Consider the following 20,232-nt stretch of genomic DNA (forward strand, 5'->3'; position numbering starts at 1 on the left):
TGAACATATATGTATTCAATCCTTCATTCACTCATTGCAAATAACAATTTTGGATTTAAATGAATCATCGTTGTAATAGCGAGGATTGTTATAAATCGTTTTGCATCCGGGACATGTCGTCAAGGCATCGACAAGAGAGGAAGACTCCCATGCATCAATGCATGCAGGACAAATCAACCAGTTTTCATCTCCAATATCAGCGACAGGCTCTATGGAAGGGTGTGGAAACTCTTTGTCCATTAACATTCTGTATCTGGCAAAATTTTCGACATATGGAACATCCCCCTCAACAAGCTGTCCATAATAATAAGGATCATTTATCCATTCTGGAAATGCCCATAAGGTAAAATAATCTTTTCGAAGATATGTCTCTAAACAAGCATACATCCAATATTTTGACATTCTTCCATCGATCACCTCAAATAGCGGAGAAGGGTACCAAAAAGGATAATCGCGACCATGATATTCACAAATAAAATACCAAATCTAACCTTGTTCGATGACCATGGCATAAACAACATATATTTTACCGATGGTTAAATGAAATTCGGCCTCTTTGGAAAATCCTGTCAACTTTCCGATCAAGTTTTCGGGAAGATTTAGTCCTTTATTCGTCAAACATCTTATAAGCATTATATCCCTTTCATTTAAAGATCATACAAACAACTCTTTCTCCTGATTCGCAAGAGCCTCTCCAGAAGAGGAACTCTTAGACATTCATAGATTTGAGAATGGTGGTTGTTGAGAATAAGAAACGATGCTTTACATTCGTAAATGAGGGATTACAAAAGTGTTGTTTTTTTACCTTTATTTTCCCTCATCTTGCAGATTTAGACGGTTGTCTTTTTTTCAGCAATAAATTGAATGCATGTTGATTCCGAAGTGGGGTCATCAATTCGGTATATACATTTTTTTATCTCGTACCCAGCTTGAGTTAAAAGAGGCCTTACCATACGTCTATCGTGAAGAAACCAAGCTCCCATTTCTTTCAACATGTTCATTACTGGAACTTCTTCAGATTTTGTAGTATCACGGAAAAGGCTTCCAACAAAAAAACCATTATCTTTGATAAAGGTATCATGAATTTTTGTCCAGGTTGCGTGGAATTTGGAGGGATTGATGTAAGGAAGAACATCTGCTGCAATAACAAGATCTGCGGGCTCGGAAGGAACGAAGGCTGCCACTTCTGCTTCAATGATGCGCAATTGACCTGATTTAACTTCCTTGCTATTTTGCAATTCAAGAGCCTTTAATGCAGATCTCGAATAGTCAACCGCAATAACTCTCCATCCTTTCTGTAACAAATAATTGGTTGCACCCCCTTTACCACACCCAAGATCAATCGCTAACTTACCTTGACCAGATGTGCTATCGATAAATTCTTGTGCAACAGGTAAAATTTGTGGCTCGTGACCCTGTGCAAAAGCACCCCAGAATTCCTTTCGATTGCTTGGCATCCCAGGAACACGAGAATCTTTTTCCCCTCGCCATCGAACTGCTAAAGCATCTATAGAAGCCCATATGATATTCATATCCCGGGCAGTTTCGTCGTTCATCTCAACGATTGGTTTTTCATCATTTGGCTCTAGAACTATTTGACGAAATAGACTTATAGCTTCTGGATTATTTGGAACAAAATGGATATTCATGATATTTCCTTTAAATCTAATTATGTATCTACGTTGTATTTTGCAATACAATTTAAGATGATTATTTAAAATTTACTAATTGATGCTGAACCGATGATACAAGGATAATGACTGTCATAATTGTTGCAAGTCGTTTTTTTGTGGCGACATCGAAGATGAGTAAAAAATCGACTAAATTCATCCGAGGAATCTCATTTCAAAGGAGATTTGCCCCCCCCTAATTGCAAAGAGTTCAAATGTTACAAAGAAAACGAACATTACGAGGAAAAATTTTTTATTGGGGCAACCAGGAATAATGTTCAAGTGAATTTATAACGAATAAAATCATTTTTGATTAATCATACGAGCAACTCTTTCTCCTGATTCACAAGCAGCTTCCATTGTTCCTGGTGCTTCTATTAAAATGGAAGCATGCTCGCCAACAAAATAGAGCCTTTCGTTAATTGGAGCAAAAAGCTTTTTAACTTGCTCTCCGAGCTCCTCGTTAATGGCAGTCAATGTCTTTTCTTGACCCGGGCCAATGCAGGAATAAGAACCTTTTGCAAAAGGGTCGTTTGGCCAACTATAACCAACCGGAGCCTCATACGTGATAAACACGTGATCTGTTGCAAGCACTGGGGAAATAAAAGGAGGGCATATATCCCCAAAAACAGTTTTGAGCATGGACCAATCTTGTTTATAAGTATCTTGGATCGTATCTGTGGAAAATTGACTTGCTTGGCCCATGTAATGTAGCGTTAAAATATTACAATTCACATCAAAATGACATCCCACCTGCCCATTGTTAAATCGGATTCTCTTTGAAAATGCCTTGGAAAAAGGAATCATGATTTTTGCGTTTGTGCCATACTGCACATTTTTTATGTCCTCAAGCCTTTTTGATGGAAGAACATTTTCTTCAAAATTAATGTCTTCATAAACAGAACAAGGAATGGCTAATACAAGGATATCCGCAGTTATCTGTTGACCATTTTGAAATGTAAGAACAAATGTATCATTTACTTCTTTTGAAACCTTTTTGAGTACTTGATTCAGATGAAGTTTTCCTATAAGCATTTGAGCCAGTTTTTCCGGTAGTAAGGCATTTCCTCCTTTAATGCTCAAAAGATTAGTAAAATCATCTTCTTCTCCATTTTCTTTCTTACTAGCTGACACTATAGCAAGAAGCATATCATACAATGTTTCCGTATAAAGAGGCGAAAGTTGTTCAATAGGAGCACCTTCATAGCTGGCTAACCTTACCGCCAAAGCCTTATAAAGAGGATCTTCTTCATCCAGAATTCCATTTAATACCTCACGCATATTCTTAGATGTTTGGGAAAGATCGTCTAGTTGAGTTTTGAGATTCTCTGGATTAAATGATTTGCTTAAAAGTTGGTATACGGGAATCAGCTCTTTTCCATTAAAATAGGAATGGTTACGGTTAGCTTTATTTTTGACCAGCTCGAGGCCTAATTCTTCAATTAAACAAAGGATATTGGAGGATTCGCCATCATCGATGATGCTTTGACCTCCTAATTCAGCAATTTTATCGCCTATTTTTACAGTGAGGATCCTTCCACCAACTCGATCGCGCGCTTCATATACATCTACATCCATGCCCTTCTGCTGTAGTCGATAGGCTGCTGTCAATCCGGCTAGCCCTGCTCCGATAACAGCAACCTTTGGTTTACTTTCTGCAAAAATAGAGGTCGTTGTAAAAGTGATGGCCATTAAGCAAAGTATCCTTGAAAAAAACATCAGAACTTCCTTCAATCTATTATGATAGGCAAGAAATTATCCAGTTGTATCAAAGGATTTGATTGTTCTCAAGCGCTATACATCGTGCTATCAGGGTTTATTCACAGATTCCGACTTTTGCATTGATCTACTCGTCAAAAATTTGTCGGTCAACTGCGAAAGCTCCAATACAATATCTTCAAATGGAATTTGTTTCTTACTCATAGAAGAAAGAAAGTTATTCCATCTTTATAGCACTTTTTGGCGTCATAAAAATACCATAGAATAACGTCACCGACGTAAAGATCCCATCAATTGCTCCCTGAATTTCCCTCGCTAGACAAAAATCGTGTCAGTCCTACCATAAGACATACAACAGCAACTTGGCGCAGACATCAATACTCTTCGTGCTTGGCTTGGACATGTCTCTATTAATACAACGCATATCTATGTTGAGGAGGATCTTGAGATGAAGGCCAAGATATTGGCATGCCGTGAAGTAAAAAAACAAAAAAGCATAGGCGCGACGATAAAAACTTGATGGATTTCTTGGACTCTTTATGAAAGCCTCTCATAATTAAAGCAAAACAAGAAAACTGAATAAGTAATTTAAAAGGATGAATAGGATTTAGAGGCTGAGTTACTAAATCTATCTTCAGCAAGTGATTTAAGCCCGTTAAAATTTTTTTCGGCAAGCTGGTAAATTTCTGTCACTTTCGTGTCGTTGTCAATACTAGGAGAAGAAATAATGGCATTCGTCCTTAACAATAAGTGATCAAAAAGTTCTGGATCTGAGAAAAGAAGCGGCTCTGCCTGCCCTAAAAGAGCGCAGATTGCATGCACCTTGTGCGTGTTACTATTGAGAGCAATAAACGGCGTATTCAAACAAAAAGCTGCAATCGAATGATGGAATCGACCTGAGACAAGAAAAGTTGCTTGATTGATTGTATCTAGCCATTCTTCCATTGAAGAGGCTTTAATGAGTTCCCAGGGAGCTTCGCAATGCGTTTTTAGAAAACTGACAAATGATTGATCATCTTTTGATGGAAATGCTGCTGCACCGATCAAAACTTTAATCTCAAATCCTGTTGCAGCTATAGTTTCAAGATAGCGACATAATTTTTCTGCCCCAGTTTCAGAGAAAGCAGCCGAACCTGCAATAACAAGTGTTTTTTCCTTAATTCGTTTTTTGGTTCGGTAATGATCTCTAATATATAAAGGTAAGCAATCAAAACTTAAAGTAGATGCAATATTGATTTTTCTCATCTCATCTTGACTAACAGGTTCTCGAATAGCAATAAAGTCGAGTTCGGCATATATAGTTCTATAAATTGCTTGCGCTTGCTCTAATTCTCGCTCAGCCCTCTCCTTTTCAATTTCAAAATTTTCCAAAAAACAAGCAGATAGACCTGGATCGTCCTTGGGATAAGCGGAATGGTTGATGATCTCTACGTGCTTTTCAAAAAACTTTTTAGAAATATGAGCTAAATAAAGAAGAGCTTTAGGGCCAGACCGTAAATCATGAATAGTCCCTTCTCCTGTAATCACCACAGCAACAGCATTTTGAATTGCTTCAATGGTCTCCCTGTTTTCTTCACAGAATTGATCAAATTTCTGGAGATCGTTGAATTCTTCGAACTGGGGAACTTGTTTTAGAGCATAGGTTACATTGATAGGAACAGCTTGTATGTCGAATCCCAATTCCTGAATTCCTTCTTTTAAAGCTGTACTTGTTCCTGTGCATCCCCAATGATACCAAGCAGAAGTGTCATTGAAGAGAACTACTTTTTGATTTGCATAAACCGAAGTAAAAGCAGTAATGCTTAGAAGAAAAAGAACTCGGAAAATAGACAAATGAACCTCTTAAGTGAAAAAATAGTCTAATGCCTAATCTAGGAACGCCATTTTACGAGTAATCTTAATCGTAAAATGGCATCTGCTTAAGAAAAAATAAAGGCACGTTGAATGGATGGATCCTTTTCGGAAATGAATGCACAGCAGTCTCTTAGATCATCAATTGTTTCATTCGTGACACTAATGATGGCACGTTGGTAATGGCCGAGTAGCATTCTGGCATCCCCACTCTTGGCTGATGCATGACTCACCACAAAAATCCAATCGTAGTCCAGTAAAAGAGGTTCCAAATATTGATTAAATCGCAAAGATGTCAAGAGCTCTGCCTCATAACGGGAGCTCGCACCTGCCGGTATAGCATCAAAAAATGGACACTTGACAATTGTTGGGGCTTTTTTCCCAGTTTCAAGATAAGGAATTAAACCCGCGTCACTAGTTAAGCTTTCTGGCATTTGCGTTAAAGGAAGAATTAAGATCTTAAAGCCTGTCTTTGCAAGCAAACTCGCTAAACTGCGGCAATATTCTGCTCCATTTCCTTCAATGAATAGCGTCACTTTCTCTTTATCTAGAAGCTCTTTATCAGGGTGGATAAAAGCTGCTGCTTTTCGCAGTGTACTTAAGTCTTGCTCATTCAATGGATGATTTCCACGATCCTGAAAAGTCGGAGACAAACGCCCTAACACTTCAAAACCTGAGGCAGTAAGATTCTCCTCGCTTGCCTGAATTCCGCGGAGAATTGTTTCAACAACAACTTGACCTGCAACAAGGAAAACCCCAAGAAAAGCTCCAAGAAAGGTCATCAACAATAATCTAGGTGGTCGTGGATGAAGAGGAGGCTCGGCCAAATCCAGAGGTGCCGATTGAATAATTTCCAAATTGCTCGCCGTATTTTTGGTTTCCACTAAACGTGTTAACTCTTCAACCATAGCTTGGTTAGATGCCATTTGTAAATTTACAAGCTTTTCCGCAATCCAACGAGAAGGTAACTGTTTCAACTGACCTTGTAAATCCTTCAATTGCTGCTGCACAGCATCATTTTCTTCGTGCAAATTATCCAAACGACTTTGAATAAAATCTCCTAGATTTGTTTCCAGAACGGAGATTTTTTGTTGGCTTAACTCCAAAATCACATTTTGTAAGGCCAAAATCTTGCTTGTGAGAAGCTCGATTTGCAAACGGGTGAGCTGTTGCGTTTGGTTTAAGTGGGCTTTTAAAAATTGCTTCTGAAGATCGAGTTCTTCTCTTAATCGCGTTTGCTCTTTCGCGCTTCGGTTGGCTTGGTCTTGTAAAGACAATGCCAGTGTGCTGGCCCGATCAATCATTTGACGGCTAACTGAATCTGTTAACACTGAACTTAAGGAACTGATTTCAAATGTTTCATCTTCCAACTGAGCAATGATAAAATCACGTTGCTTCAAAAGAGTTTCCGCCTGACTCATTTCCGTGCTTATCTGCACATACAATGAATTGGCTGTGGACAGACTAATTCCTTGAAACTGCTTTTGAGGTAATTGTTGCCGAGAGATTCTTTCATGCAATGTATTTTCCAAGACTTCAAAGTAGTGTGTTAACTGATTCAGATAAGCCATGTAGTTATCTTTACAACTATTGTATTCTTTCTCTCGAGAAGCACTTTCTTCTAAAGAACAGCTCTCAAAACGTTGAAAAGCTTCCTGAAGTTTACTATTCCATAGGCTCACAAAGTAATCTGGACTGTCTAATTGCTGAATTTTAATCTCTTGAATGTTATTCTCTTCTAAACGTGCCAAAATCCATTTAGCTTCATCCACACGTTTTTGGGCTAATTCATGTTCTTGAATTTGCTTTAAAAAGAGACCCCGCTGCTCTTGATCTTGATACGAAGAATTACGACGTACCACTAAGTTAAGCCCATCACATTCTTGTTTGAGATTGCGGATTTCAGATAGTATGGCATTAATCACTTGAGGATCGCTAGAACCATAGCGGTCGAGAAAAACAATATTTCCATTCTGCGCTCTTTCCAATCGCTCAATCTCTAAATTGATATCAAGTAATTTTTGTTTGTGCTTTTGGAGTGCTTCCGCGAGAAAGCGCATTCCTTCTTCTGTATTCGTAAAGCCTGTATTCACCACATCTGAGGATACCCGATCGGCAAAAACTTGCATCATGTCATGCAAGCCAGACTGCATTGTCCCTCGTCTTTTTTCCAAATAATTGATTTGCTCCTGCGAAACACGTTGATGTTCTTTTTTTAACAAATCTTGGTAAAAAGCCATCACTGTATTTAAATGCTTGCACCCCTCTTGTCGGTTTGGACAGAGATATTTGAGCTTCAAAATACTGCGGTTTTGTGTGTCTGGTTCGATATTTAATCTTGAAAACAGGTCTTTAACAACATTTCGGATCGCTCGAATTGTCAATGTATACTCTTGACCCATCAGAGGCTCAACAGCGCCCCCATCTAAGATAACTTGAAATGCTTCATTTGCAAATGGCTCACCTAAAGTACCCTCTCCCAGTAATCCAAATCGGCTTTCAGTGATCTCGTACGTATGATTTGTTAAAAATTTGAGTGTCAGGACAAGAGGAATTTCCCCTTCATATTGCAGTTTTGTCACAACAAGGTTTTCTTGTGTGTCTTTCACTGCAGGAGCTAGGCGATTGCGTAGATAGGCATATTCTGTTCGAAGGTTGTTCTTCATCCGTTTGAACAAAGGAAAGGTCCACCCTTCTTGACGCAAATCCGCTTGAATACCGTGCTCTCTAATCACATCTTGAAGCAATCGATTAGATTTCATCACCACAAGAGCTTCACTTTTGCCCGCCTCTCCTCCACTTAAAAGAGAAGAAAATACATTGCTGCCTAAGCCGGAATCTTTGGCTCCTTTCTCTTTGAATGATGCTTCTACAGCAAATTCAATCGGCCGTGTAATCGCATAACAAAAGGCTAAACATGCAAATACAAGAGCTCCATATAGGAGCTTTTTTTTGGCTTTTTTAATTGCCGCCCAGAAATCTGAAAAGGTTACTAAAAAAATCTCTTCATTCCGATCCATATGCACAAACCTTAATCTGTTGTTAGGCGATAAACGCCATAAGCTGCTTGCACTCCCTGAAAACTTGGGAGTAATTGGTTGATAAAGCGGTTCCAAGCAGTAATTGGTTTTTCTGAAACATACACGGTGTCTCCTGGCATGAGGAGTAAACTGTTGTTGGGAAGGTGAATAATGTGCTCCCAAGATAGCACGTAAATTTTGGGACAAGGGATGTTGCCTCTAATGACCTGAATGCGTCGTCGATCTCCCGTATAGGGAATCCCTCTAGCAGCCACTAAAGCTTCACGTAAAGACATAAAGCCATAAGGAAGGCTCACAGCTGTCGGTAAGCCAACTTCTCCCATCAACATCACGGTAGCGTCAGAAGGACTTGCAATGAAAATTTTATCACCTCCTCTCATGACGATATTCTGGCTCATATCTCCCGTATTCATTAATTTATACATATCCACAGCCATGGGCATTCCGTTGCGCAAAACATAGCTCATGTATAAGTTGGCTTGTGGAGGAGGACTGGCTTTAGAGAGAACTTCAAATAACCGGATTTTTCCATCGACTGGTACTGCCGGGACTTTGACTAGCCCTGCCAATTCCACCTTTCTGAGTAAACGATCTTTATAACCGATGAAAACTTCTGCATCTTGGATATGTTCGCTCAAGCGTGCCTGAACTTCCATGCGAGCTTCTTCTAATGTAAGCCCTTCCACATAGACGGATTCTATATCCGGAAGCTCAAGTCGACCTTGATAAACTCTGAATCCACCCACTTTGTCATTAATGAACTGAAAAGATTCCATCAAATCTTTTCGCTTCGGATGATAAACAACGACATTTAACACGTCATCTTCCGCAATGGCATCTTGATACTCTTCCATTGCTTCAGGGGGAATACAGCCGGTCTCTATTCCTTCCATTTCTAAAATGCCAAATTTCCCTTCACGAATTTTATACGAATCCGTGACAAATTCATCTGCACCCACAATGGCATAATCGCAATATGGGCGTGAACAGCCAGTTGCAATGCAGATTAATAACGCAAAAAACATGAGAGGTTTCATCTAGAGTTCCTTTTCAAAAACGACTCAGCCAATTGCTCTTCGCGAAAGAATGGATATAATGAAAAGTTGAAGAATGGAGCTTGGCTAAAGCGCAATCCATCATATTTAACCTATTCTCTCTTAAATCTAAAGGTTTTTTGTGGATAAAGATGATTCAAAAAGAAGCTTGAAATGAGTGAAATTATTTGATTTTTCTGTTCTTAATTTTTTGAAAACGTTCGGAATCAAAACTTTCTAGAAAAATTTCGTGCGAAGAGACATGGACCTGCCCAATTTTTTTACGACCAAAACGAGACACATGTTTACATTGGGTCAAAAGAATTTCGGCCTTTCCCTGATTTTTAGCTTTGCTATAGGCTAATGCGAGTTGAAAGGCATCTTTTAAAGATTCCCTATCTGGTCGTTGTCCCTTTGCAACGCGGATCACCACATGCGCACCCGGGAAATCACGGACATGCAACCACCAATCAGATCCTTTTGCATAAGAAAAGGTTAAGCGTTCATTTTGCTTAGCCCCTTTTCCCACCCAAATTTTTAAGCCGACTTCAGACTGATATTCAAAAAAAGGAAGGGCAATTGTTTCCTTTTGTTTTTCGGCTGGGCGGTGAAGGAGCCATTTATTACGGATATTTTGTAAATCAACTTCCGTCACAGCTTTTTCTGCAAGGACTAAAGCGCTTTCCCATTGCTCCAAATCAATAGAAGCTTGAATAAGTTGAGCCTGACAACGCTCAATCCCACCCTTCCTTTTTTTTGCCTGTCGAAACAGCTGAGCAATGCGTTCGGCAGGTTCTTCATGGATATCAAAAGTTAGGACGCGCAATTGCCCTGCATGAAACCAGTCCTCCACTTCTAATGAAGCCATGCCCTTTTTTATACGAAATAAGTTCGCTTGAATCAACTCACCTTCTTCTTGGAAATCTTTCCATTTTTCAAGCTGTTGCAATTCTTGGGTGTGTTTGAGCCTATATTTCTCACATTTTTTTATTTTGTCTCTAATCTCCCGATGCAGAGATTGCTTTTCTTTTTGAAAAACCGCAGCCTTCTCAAGTACAAGATAGCGGCTTTCAATTTCTTGACTGGATAAAATGGGAGCATTTGGAGCGGATGAATCCGGTGGACGAAGCGAAGGTACAATATAAACACCTGCTGAAACAGAATTCAAGCTTGCCAAGATATGATTTTGAGAATCAAGCAAGAACAGGTTAGGACGTTTAGAAAAAAACTCGCCTACCAAACGATAAAGCTGTTTTTCTTTTTGAAAGGTCACTTGCAAGATACGATCATCATTGAGTTGTTCGATCTTCATGACATAGCTGTCTTGCAAGAAAAAATAAAGTTTGCGCGACAGCTCACCATGAGTTACACGCTGTTTTTGCGACGTCAAGTGAAAGCGTAAGAAAGGCTCTTGGAAACCCAACAAAAGGGTCAAGATAGACCCTTTTGTTGTTTTAAAAACGAGGAATAGCTGTCGGGCTTCTTTTTGAATGCAATCTAAAATTTGAGCTCCCTGAAGACATTGCAACTCGACAATTAGATGCGCAATCTCTGTTCGATTAAGGGACATGTTTTTCGATTGCCTTTTGCAAAGCATGCACCTGGTCCGTTTTCTCCCATGTGAATTCAGGCTCTTCTCGACCAAAATGCCCGCCAAAAGCCGTCTTTTTATAAATGGGCCGTCGCAGATCGAGCATTTCGATCAATCCATGAGGAGTCAATGGGAAAACCGCATGAATCGCTTTTTCAAGCTGTTCACTGCTATATTTAGAGGTTCCAAAAGTTTGCACATGCAAAGCTGTGGGTTGCGACACCCCGATGGCATAGGATAATTGGACTTCGCAACGTTTGGCTAGTTTTGCTTTAACGATATTTTTCGCAATATACCGAGCCATATAGCAAGCAGAGCGATCTACTTTTGTGGGATCTTTTCCTGAGAAAGCGCCTCCACCGTGACGAGCAATACCTCCGTATGTGTCGACAATAATTTTTCGCCCTGTCAAACCTGTATCAGCTACAGGCCCGCCTAAAACAAATCGGCCCGTCGGATTGATAAAGAAAAGGGTTTTGTTATCAATAAATTTCGGCGGAACAATACGATACGCCATACGCGTCATATCTTCATAAATGGTTTGATTATCGACATCTGCCGAATGTTGCGTTGAAATCACCACATTATGTACGCGTACAGGTTGGTCATGTTCATCATATTCAACAGTCACCTGTGTCTTTCCATCCGGCCGCAGATAAGGCAATTCTTTGGAAACTCTGAGTCTGCGCAATTCCCTTACAAAAGCATGTGCAAGAGCAATGGGCAATGGCATCAGCTCTTCCGTTTCATCCGAAGCATAGCCAAACATTAAACCTTGATCTCCTGCACCCATTTCATCGGGCGTCTCTTCATGAATTCCTCGGGCAATGTCAGGAGATTGCGTGTGGAGAGAAGTTAAAATTCCACAAGAACGAAAATCAAATCCTAGGAAACTTTCATGATAGCCAATCTCTTGGATGGTTTGCCGCACAACATCCTGATAGTTAACATTGGCGGTTGTGGTAATTTCACCGGCTAACATCACCAAACCGGATGTCACAAGGGTTTCACAAGCGACCCTAGAAAGAGGGTCTTGCTCTAGACAGGCATCTAAAATAGCATCTGAAATTTGATCGGCGATTTTGTCAGGATGCCCGACAGCGACAGACTCGGAAGTGAATAAATAATTTCCCATTAAGATCCTATATGCAATGCTGGTGGCAACGAAGTTTGCTGAAAGAGAACTATAGAAAAAGAGCAGTTATTATTTCAATTGGAGAAATGCATGTTTAAGAAATTAGGACTATTAATTTTTCTTTGTTATACCCCCCTTTTAATGAGTTCAGAACCCGCCACATTTCACCAAATAGCCCAATTAAGTGATCAAACAGCGATCAAAATCCGCGGTTTTCTCTATGAAAACCCGCAAGGGGGATGGATTCTTGCTGCAGAACCCAATCTCAAGTCTTGTTGCATTGGAAATAAAATGGATAAGCAAATTTTCATCGAAAACTTTCTCGCCCTGCCTAACACAGAACAAATCGTGGAGTTAGATGGAATTTTATCTGTAGTCACATTGACCAATGGGCAACGCCAATATTTTTTAAATCAGGCAAAACAGATGAATGTTGAAAACCAATCTCAGCTAGGAATGGGTCTTTTGATGCTTTTGGGAATCGGAGGATTCAGCTGGCTGCTCCTCAGATTCTGTGCCAAATCTCTATAATGGGCAGCATCCTGAAGGGTCCTGTGTTCCCATGATTGGAATGATAATAAGATGGTTGGTAAACCACATACACATCCATTCGCAGTCAAAAAAATAGACCTCGTTTGCATCTTTTCTAAAAAATTTTAATCCGTTTTTTATCAATGTGAAATTTAGAAAGAAAAAGGCAATCTATCACGTAATTGAAAATAGCAGGTCAAAAAAAACCAGCTATAAGACAAGCTTATAGCTGGTTTAATTTACGATCCCTTTCGGAAGCGATAGCTTATGCAGCCGTTGTTTCTGTTGCGGCTTTAACTGCTGCCACAGGAACTGCAGGCTTCGCAATAGTTTCCCCTGTCAAAGCAACGAATTGCTTATTCAGAGAGCGTACTGCGATCATCCATACAACGATTACTGCAATTGTTGCAACTGCAACATATGGAGTAATTGCGCTGATTGTTCCGAAGAACACAAGAAGACCTTGCTGAATGAATGAACCACCGGATTTTCCAAGACGAGCTCCTACCACGTCAATAGCCGCTTTCCCTTTAACTTTTGACTCTTGGTCAAGAGGGATATAAGCCATTTCTTTGGTCGGATCGAACAAGGAATACTTTGTCGATTTACTCATGATGTTTTGGATCATTCCAATCACAACAGCAAGCATCAATGGAGTTGTTCCCAACATTGCGATGTATCCCTGTAGAGAATCACGGAAAATCACGAAGGAGAAGAATCCTAAGCCTGTGAGAAGCAATACAGTTGGAGTTGTCATCGCTGCAAATCCCCATCCCTTCTTACGTACGATGTATCCACCAACGAACATCATAATGATCGTGATAGCACCCGTGAATGTAGAGAAGGCTCCCATGAATGTGTTATATTCATTTGGATTAGGATATTGCAATTTAAGCTGGTTCTTCCAGGTTACTTCTACAAGGTTAATTGAAATCCCGTAGCAGATCACTAAGATTGCGATGCATAGAATGTACTTGGACTTACCTAAGAATGCGAAGCTTTCCATGATAGACATTTTAGCTTTTGCTTTTTTAGGTTGTTTTACATCACTTGGATCATAGTAACGAGGATCTGTCATCACGTTACGCTGCATCCACCAGTAAACAGCCACCACACAAACACCTGCAAGAACAACGGATCCCATTAAGTAGTTAAGGGAAACTTGCCATGCATCTACACCAGCTGGAAGATGTTTACGAATATCAGAGAAGTACATAATCGCAGGACCGGAAACGAGCAATGCCACGTTTGCTCCTAATCCTAGCAAAGTGTAAAAACGTTTTGCTTCTGTGATTTTCATGATGTCATTTGCAAAGCCCCAGAACATCAAGGAAAGAACAGCGCTTCCCCACAATTCAGAAAGAATGTAGAAAAGAGAGTATGTCCAGTTACGGTAGCAAGCAACTAAGCCACCCAAGCCTTCTGGTAAGAAAGATTGAATGTATTCTGCTGAAGTTGTCGGATGCAAAAAGTCTTTATTTGGATAAAGCACTGTAGCAAACAGGGCAAAGAAAACAATAAACGGAGTGATTGTGACATAAAAAAGTTTTTCTTTGCTAAGGATGTTGCTTAATTTTGCATAAAGCAACATAAAAATAATGGCTGCAGGTACAACGCCCCAAACTTTCAAGAATGGAATCGCTTCTGCACCAGAAGAAGTCACAATTAATGTATCCTTAGTATCTCTTAAAATTGTATAGTTAAAAGAAATACAAAAAAACATCAAAAACATCGGCAAGAGTTTTCTCAACTCGTAGTTATGCACAGGCCAAAAAAAGGAGCGCAACGGTCCAAACTCTGGCTTGGATTCATTTGTCATAAAATCAACCTCAAACTAGTTCATATTTTTTCAATTCTAATTATCTACAAAACGAATGTTCGTTTTATGCGATAAACTTATTCTCTAAATTTAAGAATTTAAACTCTTTCCATTAAAAAGGCAAGAAAAATGTTTGAAAAGTAAAGCTATAAAAAGACAAAAGCACTCCTAAATAAGAGTGCTTTCGTGGATCAAATGTAAAAACTATTCAACGCTCTTTTTAAACCAAAGCTGTAGAAGTGGGAATTGCATTCATTTGGTTATGGTGACTTGTAATAACTTCCACATACAAATTCCACAATTCAGGGTCAATTTTTCCATGGCGAATAGAAGCGATTAATTCTCTTTTAATTGTGCGGAGATCTTTTTTAGGTGTTAGTTTTCTAACCATGTCCTTGTCTCCTGCCAAACGCGCCATATTTAACATCCGCTCGATGTCTTGCTTAGAAAACTGGAATTGATCACGACGTTTTCTTGAACCTCTAGCAGCTCTTGGTTTTGGAGTCACGAGTGCAGGAGCCTCAGGATCGATAATGTATTTCTGGATTAAACCTGCTAACTCGATTGGATCTTCGACTTTTAATTTACGCATTGTAAAATGGTGAATGTAACCTCCTGTATCAACAGGCAAATAACGGCAAATGTCATTTTCTTTATCTCCCGCTATTTTTCTTACCGCAGCATGAATCAACGCTTCGATTTGCTTGGCGTCGACTTTCACTTTTTCTCTCTCTAATGTTTGAGTCATTTCTACCTTCCTTATTGTTATATCGATTCAATTTAATGTCTAAAATCAAGCGCTTTGGCTTTTCAATTTTTCAGCTGAAAAACTGAGTAATTATAAAAATAAAAAGAAATTTTTTACGATTCGAATTCGCTTTTAGAGAAAATGAATGCCTAATTAATCAATTGTTCGGTTGTTACAATTTTTGCATTCATCTCTTTTTCACAAACTCTTATAAATCTCATGATCTGAGTATCCAAAACTTCCGCATCTTATTTGCTGTTTTCTCTCAGTGAAATAAGGCTTAAATCACAAACAGAGGGCTTTTCCTCTATACTCAAATTAGTAAATTAGGAACTTAAAGAGTTATATGATTTTTATGCAACACAAATTCAAGGAAAACTTAGAAATAATTCAATTGTCCGAGTATGAACAATTTTCAAACTTTAATGATCCATTAATCCGTTTCACCAACATTTCATCATATTTAAGCGATTGCACACCTTAACTAAATAATCGAAGGTTTTTGTTACTCTTCAAATTTTTTCTAGCAAATAAAAAAATCGACTTCATTTGCACCCTGTTTATTGGAAGAAGATAAGCCTGTATTTTTTCCTAAATTAAAATGATAAAAGCCCTCTCTTCCTCCCATTTATTTAGACTCCCCCTTTAATACGCAGCAAGTTTCAAAAAGCACCCTAATATATTTTGATAGGAAAGGGTAAATCAGGTAAAATTACATCTTGTATACTTTAATTTTGTATATTTTGCTCTCCACAAAGGATTTCATCATGCCAATCCAAATGTTTGACAACACAAAAACTCCTTCTATTCAAAATGCGATTGCAATCGCTGCAGGTAAAGGTGGCGTTGGAAAATCGACAATGACAGTCAATCTGGCTTTGGCCTTGAAACGACTAGGATACGAAGTTGGGATTCTCGATGCCGATATTTACGGTCCTTCCATTCGCAAAATGCTTCCGGAGGATCGCCTTCCCACCCAGCGAGATGCCTTGATTACCCCTGCCCTTTGCCAAGGGATTCGAATGATTTCTATCGCTTATTTTAGACACGAAAACGAAGCTGCCGTGGTAAGAGCTCCCATTGCCAATAATGTGATCACACAATTTATCCAAAATGTCAGTTGGGGACAGCTCGATTATCTTTTAGTGGATTTCCCTCCAGGAACCGGAGACATTCAACTTACATTGGCACAACAGGCCAATTTAACAGGTGCAATTGTCGTTACCACGCCTCAAGAAATCTCTTTGTTAGATGTTCGAAAAGCCATTCATATGTTTAATCAAGTCAAAATCCCTTTAATTGGCATTATTGAAAATATGAGCTATTATGTAGATCCAAGCTCTCAAGAAAAACGGTTTCTTTTTGGAGAGGGTGGAGGCAAAAAATTAGCGACGGAAATAGGCGCTCCTCTTCTAGGGTCTATCCCAATCGATCCGGAGATTTGCCGCAGTGGAGATGAAGGGTCTTCGCTTTTTTCTAAAACCCCTTTATCCTCTAGTGCTCAGTCTTTTCAACATGCAGCGGGTCAACTCGTCGACCATGTGCAAGTTCTCAAAGAAAATAGCAAAAAAGGACTTTCTCATTTTGAACTGAACTGGAAGGAAATGGCTAAATGACACATACACCCGCATTATATATTTGCTCGATTCAGCAAAAGGATAATCACACATTCTCAATTGAATGGAACGATGGACATCGCATGAACTATCGCTTATCTGACCTTCAACGCGTCTGCCCTTGTGCGGGATGCTGGGATGACGCCAATCAAGAGCGTTTAAATCTACCCCAAAATAGTCCAGACAATCTCACCGCGCTTAAAATTACCAGCGTAGGAAGATATGCTCTCCAAATTCGCTTTTCTTCAGGATGTTCAAATGGCATTTATTGCTACGATTTTCTTCATGCTTTCCACTTAAGGACCCAAAATGAAACCACCTAGTCTTCTTTTGTTGTGCTTGTTTAGCTTCATGCTTTGGGGGTGTGCTTCTGAAAAACCGCATTCAAATCATTCTGACGCCTCTCAAAAAAAGAAAATCTCCGTGCTTTCTACAACTGCGATGATTAATGATTTAGTGAAAACGATTGGAGGGGAATATATAGATACGCGTATTTTAATTCCTGGAGAGCTCGACCCTCACTCTTATCAATTAGTCAAAGGGGATGATGAAAAGCTCACATCGGCCCAAATAATCTTTTCGAATGGATTAGAGCTTGAGCATGGGCCTAGCCTGAAACAATATTTGCAAAAAAGTCCTAAAGCTATTCCCTTGGGCAACAAAATTTTAGGTCAAAATCCTTCTGTGATTTTGCAAGAAAATGGGCAATTTGATCCCCACATCTGGATGGACATGTCTCTTTGGGCCCAAACCATTCCCTTTATTACAGAAAAACTTTCTGAAGTTGACCCCAGACATGCCCCTATCTATCGTAAGCGGGCAGAAACCTTACAAAAAACCTTGCTAGAGGTCCACCAAGAAATTCGTAAGGATATGCAGGAAATTCCTTGCCCCAAACGATTCCTAGTCACTAGCCATGATGCCTTTAATTATTTCACAAGAGCCTACCTTGCTGAAGAAGATGAATTATCTTCCCATAAATGGAAGCACCGTTTTGCAGCTCCTGAAGGCCTGGCCCCAGATAGTCAATTGAGTGCTGTAGATATCCAAAATGTGATCGACCATTTAAAAAATTACCAAGTTCACGTTCTTTTCCCAGAATCTAATGTCAGCAAAGATTCTATCCGCAAAATCGTGTATGCAGGAAAAGAACATGGCCTCAATTTGATCATGGCCCAGGTCCCCTTGTATGGGGATGCCATGGGACCTCCTGGTTCTGATGGAGATACATACATTAAAATGATCCAGCACAATGCGCGCACAATTAAACATTATCTGATTGCTTATCCAGATGCCCCTGAATACTCTATCCATATCCAAGAGTCTTGCCATGTCAAAATCCCCTGATCCTAAACATCCTTATGCTTTGGAAACAACCCAATTAACTGTCAATTACGACAAAACACCCGTTCTTTGGGATGTTTCCTTAAACATTCCCACAGGTCAATTAGTCGGAATCATTGGACCAAATGGGGCAGGCAAAACAACGCTATTAAAGGCATGTCTTGGACTTTTGAAACCACTTTCTGGAAAAATTTCTTTTCTAGGTAGCCCCCTAGACAAGGTGCGCTTAAAGGTTGCTTATGTCCCCCAGAAAGAAACAGTCGATTGGGATTTTCCCATAACGGTCAGAGAACTTGTGCTCATGGGGCGCTACGGAAGCCTTGGCTTATGGAATAGCCCAAAAGAATCCGATAAAATGTCTGCTGAGCATCACTTAAATACTCTAGGAATGTCGACTTTTGCTGATCGGCAAATTAATCAACTTTCGGGCGGGCAAAAGCAAAGAGTTTTTCTCGCTCGTGCTCTTGTGCAGGATGCTGATATCTATTTAATGGATGAGCCATTCACAGGAATCGATATGGCTACTGAAAGGATCATTATGGATCTTCTCCATCAATTAAAAGACCAAGGGAAAACGGTATTCGTTGTGCATCACGATTTGAATACGGTTCGTAGCTACTTCGACTGGATTATTCTACTGAATATGCGACTCGTTGCAGCTGGTCCTACAGAAGATGTTTTTACACCCGAAAATCTTAATACAGCCTACGGGAAAAGCTACGCCTTATTTGATGAGGCGTTGAAAATTTCACAACAGAAAACGTCCGGAATGTCTTAAAGGAACTTTGTGCATACATTCGTCTCATTCTTTTTAGATCCTGTTTTACGTGCACCCACTATCGGATGCATGCTCATGAGTTTTTCCGCTGCTCTTGTAGGAGTTATAGTCTTTCTACGCAAACAGTCTTTGATTGGAGAGACACTTTCTCATGCCACCTATCCAGGGGTGATTTTTGGAGTGATTATTGCTGCTATCATCCCTTTAGAGCAAGATCACGAATTGCAAATAGCAACTTTAATTATCTTGGGTGCTTTTATAACAGCATTAATTAGTTTGTGGTGCATCCAAATTTTAGAAAATAAGTGGAACATCCGCACCGATTCAGCCCTTTGTTTTATTCTTGCAACATTCTTTGGTGTTGGGGTGACGCTGGCCAGCTATTTACAGTTTGCTTCGCCTTCTTTTTACAAACAAAGCCAAAGTTATTTATATGGCCAAGCCGCCACGATGAACGATTACCATGTCATTTTATATGCCATTCTTTCTTTAATTGTCGTTTTACTCTTAGCATTTTTGTATAAAGAACTGCAAATCATCACTTTTGATCGGGAATATGCGAAGAGTTTAGGTATTCCAATTAAAAAAATCGATGCCTGCCTATTCATCCTCATCGCACTTGCGCTTGTTGCGGGAATTCGTTCTGTGGGTGTTGTCTTGATGTCTGCAATGCTCGTCATCCCAGCTGCATCTGCCCGTCAGTATACGAATAAACTGAGCCATATGTTTATGCTAGCTGGTTGCTTTGCTTTAATCAGTGGTTTCTTTGGCAACTATTTTTCGGTCGAGGGCAGCACCTATTTTGCTCAAAAATACCCCACAGCACGCATTTCTCTTCCAACAGGGCCGATGATCGTTCTAGTGGGAGCCGTAATTTGTCTTTTTTCTCTCTTATTTGCCCCCGAAAGAGGATATTTACTCCGTTTAATACGTATTTTTTTGTTTCAAGATCGCTGCATTAGCGAAAACTTGCTGAAAGCCATGTGGCAGAAAAGGGGCAAACAACCTTTTTCTTTGGATACCATTTTTGAATTTCAAAGCGCTTCACGTATTTACTTGTGGTTCTGCCTCATGAGGCTTATTCACAATGGTTGGGTTGAGCAATATCACCATAATGCCTATGCCTTAACTGTCGACGGTGAAGCGCGCGCCGCACAAATTGTGCGCTTACATCGCCTGTGGGAAGTCTATTTAGCAGATTACTTAGGAATGGGATCAGAAAGAGTACATCGCAGCGCGGAAGAAATGGAGCACATTCTCACCCCCGAACTGGAAAAAGAGCTAACGGTGCTTTTAAAAGACCCCAAAAAAGATCCTCATCATCAGCCCATTCCCCCAAGCCCTTCTTTTTAGGT

Annotated in this window: 17 protein-coding genes; 6 read left to right on the forward strand and 11 right to left on the reverse strand. The window is 39.8% G+C overall.

The features are described from left to right. Positions 1-27: 27 nt before the first annotated feature. The 9 genes from AB7E63_RS00190 to metK all read right to left on the reverse strand — a co-directional run bounded on the left by AB7E63_RS00190 (position 28) and on the right by metK (position 12,041). Positions 28-402: a hypothetical protein gene (locus AB7E63_RS00190; protein WP_050784548.1), complete on the reverse strand. Its 375-nt coding sequence runs from the start codon at positions 400-402 to the stop codon at positions 28-30. Positions 403-486: 84 nt separating this feature from the next. Next, complete coding sequence (locus AB7E63_RS00195; RefSeq protein WP_186003464.1) at positions 487-633, reverse strand: hypothetical protein; 147 nt, start codon at positions 631-633, stop codon at positions 487-489. A 197-nt stretch (positions 634-830) separates the two neighbouring features. After that, positions 831-1,649, reverse strand: a complete 819-nt coding sequence (locus tag AB7E63_RS00200) for a class I SAM-dependent methyltransferase (protein ID WP_284452792.1) — start codon at positions 1,647-1,649, stop codon at positions 831-833. A gap of 324 nt (positions 1,650-1,973) precedes the next feature. After that, positions 1,974-3,362 (reverse strand): flavin monoamine oxidase family protein, encoded by a 1,389-nt coding sequence (locus AB7E63_RS00205; RefSeq protein WP_428418383.1) that lies wholly within the window; start codon positions 3,360-3,362, stop codon positions 1,974-1,976. Positions 3,363-3,977: 615 nt separating this feature from the next. Further along, positions 3,978-5,222 carry a polysaccharide pyruvyl transferase family protein gene (locus AB7E63_RS00210; protein ID WP_006340586.1) on the reverse strand — a complete coding sequence of 415 codons (1,245 nt, stop codon included), beginning with the start codon at positions 5,220-5,222 and terminating at the stop codon, positions 3,978-3,980. Positions 5,223-5,308: 86 nt separating this feature from the next. Further along, entirely contained in the window at positions 5,309-8,260 is a 2,952-nt protein-coding gene (locus AB7E63_RS00215) for a hypothetical protein (protein ID WP_059360368.1), read from the reverse strand. 11 nt (positions 8,261-8,271) lie between these two features. After that, the gene (locus tag AB7E63_RS00220) at positions 8,272-9,318 is read right to left on the reverse strand and encodes a polysaccharide biosynthesis/export family protein (RefSeq protein ID WP_006340589.1); all 1,047 of its coding nucleotides are present in this window, start codon (positions 9,316-9,318) and stop codon (positions 8,272-8,274) included. A gap of 181 nt (positions 9,319-9,499) precedes the next feature. Beyond that, positions 9,500-10,885, reverse strand: coding sequence for an NFACT RNA binding domain-containing protein (locus AB7E63_RS00225; protein ID WP_006340590.1), 1,386 nt, complete (start codon positions 10,883-10,885; stop codon positions 9,500-9,502). Then, positions 10,875-12,041: a methionine adenosyltransferase gene (gene metK, locus AB7E63_RS00230; RefSeq protein WP_006340591.1), complete on the reverse strand. Its 1,167-nt coding sequence runs from the start codon at positions 12,039-12,041 to the stop codon at positions 10,875-10,877. The genes AB7E63_RS00225 and metK overlap by 11 nt, the downstream gene beginning before the upstream one ends. Positions 12,042-12,131: 90 nt before the next feature. On the opposite strand from metK, the gene AB7E63_RS00235 reads away from it, so the two are divergent. Beyond that, positions 12,132-12,572: a hypothetical protein gene (locus tag AB7E63_RS00235; protein ID WP_006340592.1), complete on the forward strand. Its 441-nt coding sequence runs from the start codon at positions 12,132-12,134 to the stop codon at positions 12,570-12,572. A gap of 265 nt (positions 12,573-12,837) precedes the next feature. Here AB7E63_RS00235 and AB7E63_RS00240 read toward each other — a convergent pair whose 3' ends face one another. Both AB7E63_RS00240 and AB7E63_RS00245 read right to left on the reverse strand, forming a co-directional pair. Beyond that, on the reverse strand, positions 12,838-14,391 hold the full coding sequence (locus tag AB7E63_RS00240; protein ID WP_006340593.1) for an NTP/NDP exchange transporter: 1,554 nt from the start codon (positions 14,389-14,391) through the stop codon (positions 12,838-12,840). A gap of 220 nt (positions 14,392-14,611) precedes the next feature. After that, positions 14,612-15,139 (reverse strand): hypothetical protein, encoded by a 528-nt coding sequence (locus tag AB7E63_RS00245; protein ID WP_006340594.1) that lies wholly within the window; start codon positions 15,137-15,139, stop codon positions 14,612-14,614. 767 nt (positions 15,140-15,906) lie between these two features. On the opposite strand from AB7E63_RS00245, the gene AB7E63_RS00250 reads away from it, so the two are divergent. Genes AB7E63_RS00250 through AB7E63_RS00270 form a run of 5 tightly spaced genes read left to right on the forward strand, consistent with a single transcriptional unit; the run spans position 15,907 to position 20,230 of the window. Continuing rightward, entirely contained in the window at positions 15,907-16,755 is an 849-nt protein-coding gene (locus tag AB7E63_RS00250; RefSeq protein ID WP_036745969.1) for an Mrp/NBP35 family ATP-binding protein, read from the forward strand. After that, positions 16,752-17,078, forward strand: a complete 327-nt coding sequence (locus AB7E63_RS00255) for a DUF971 domain-containing protein (protein WP_013924208.1) — start codon at positions 16,752-16,754, stop codon at positions 17,076-17,078. Before AB7E63_RS00250 ends, AB7E63_RS00255 begins: the two co-directional genes overlap by 4 nt. Then, positions 17,065-18,102, forward strand: a complete 1,038-nt coding sequence (locus AB7E63_RS00260; RefSeq protein ID WP_013924207.1) for a metal ABC transporter solute-binding protein, Zn/Mn family — start codon at positions 17,065-17,067, stop codon at positions 18,100-18,102. The genes AB7E63_RS00255 and AB7E63_RS00260 overlap by 14 nt, the downstream gene beginning before the upstream one ends. Beyond that, positions 18,086-18,877, forward strand: a complete 792-nt coding sequence (locus tag AB7E63_RS00265) for a metal ABC transporter ATP-binding protein (protein WP_006340598.1) — start codon at positions 18,086-18,088, stop codon at positions 18,875-18,877. Before AB7E63_RS00260 ends, AB7E63_RS00265 begins: the two co-directional genes overlap by 17 nt. 9 nt (positions 18,878-18,886) lie before the next feature. Further along, positions 18,887-20,230, forward strand: coding sequence for an iron chelate uptake ABC transporter family permease subunit (locus tag AB7E63_RS00270; protein ID WP_006340599.1), 1,344 nt, complete (start codon positions 18,887-18,889; stop codon positions 20,228-20,230). Positions 20,231-20,232 lie beyond the last annotated feature (2 nt).

Source organism: Parachlamydia sp. (assembly GCF_050255895.1).
GTDB lineage: Bacteria > Chlamydiota > Chlamydiia > Chlamydiales > Parachlamydiaceae > Parachlamydia > Parachlamydia acanthamoebae.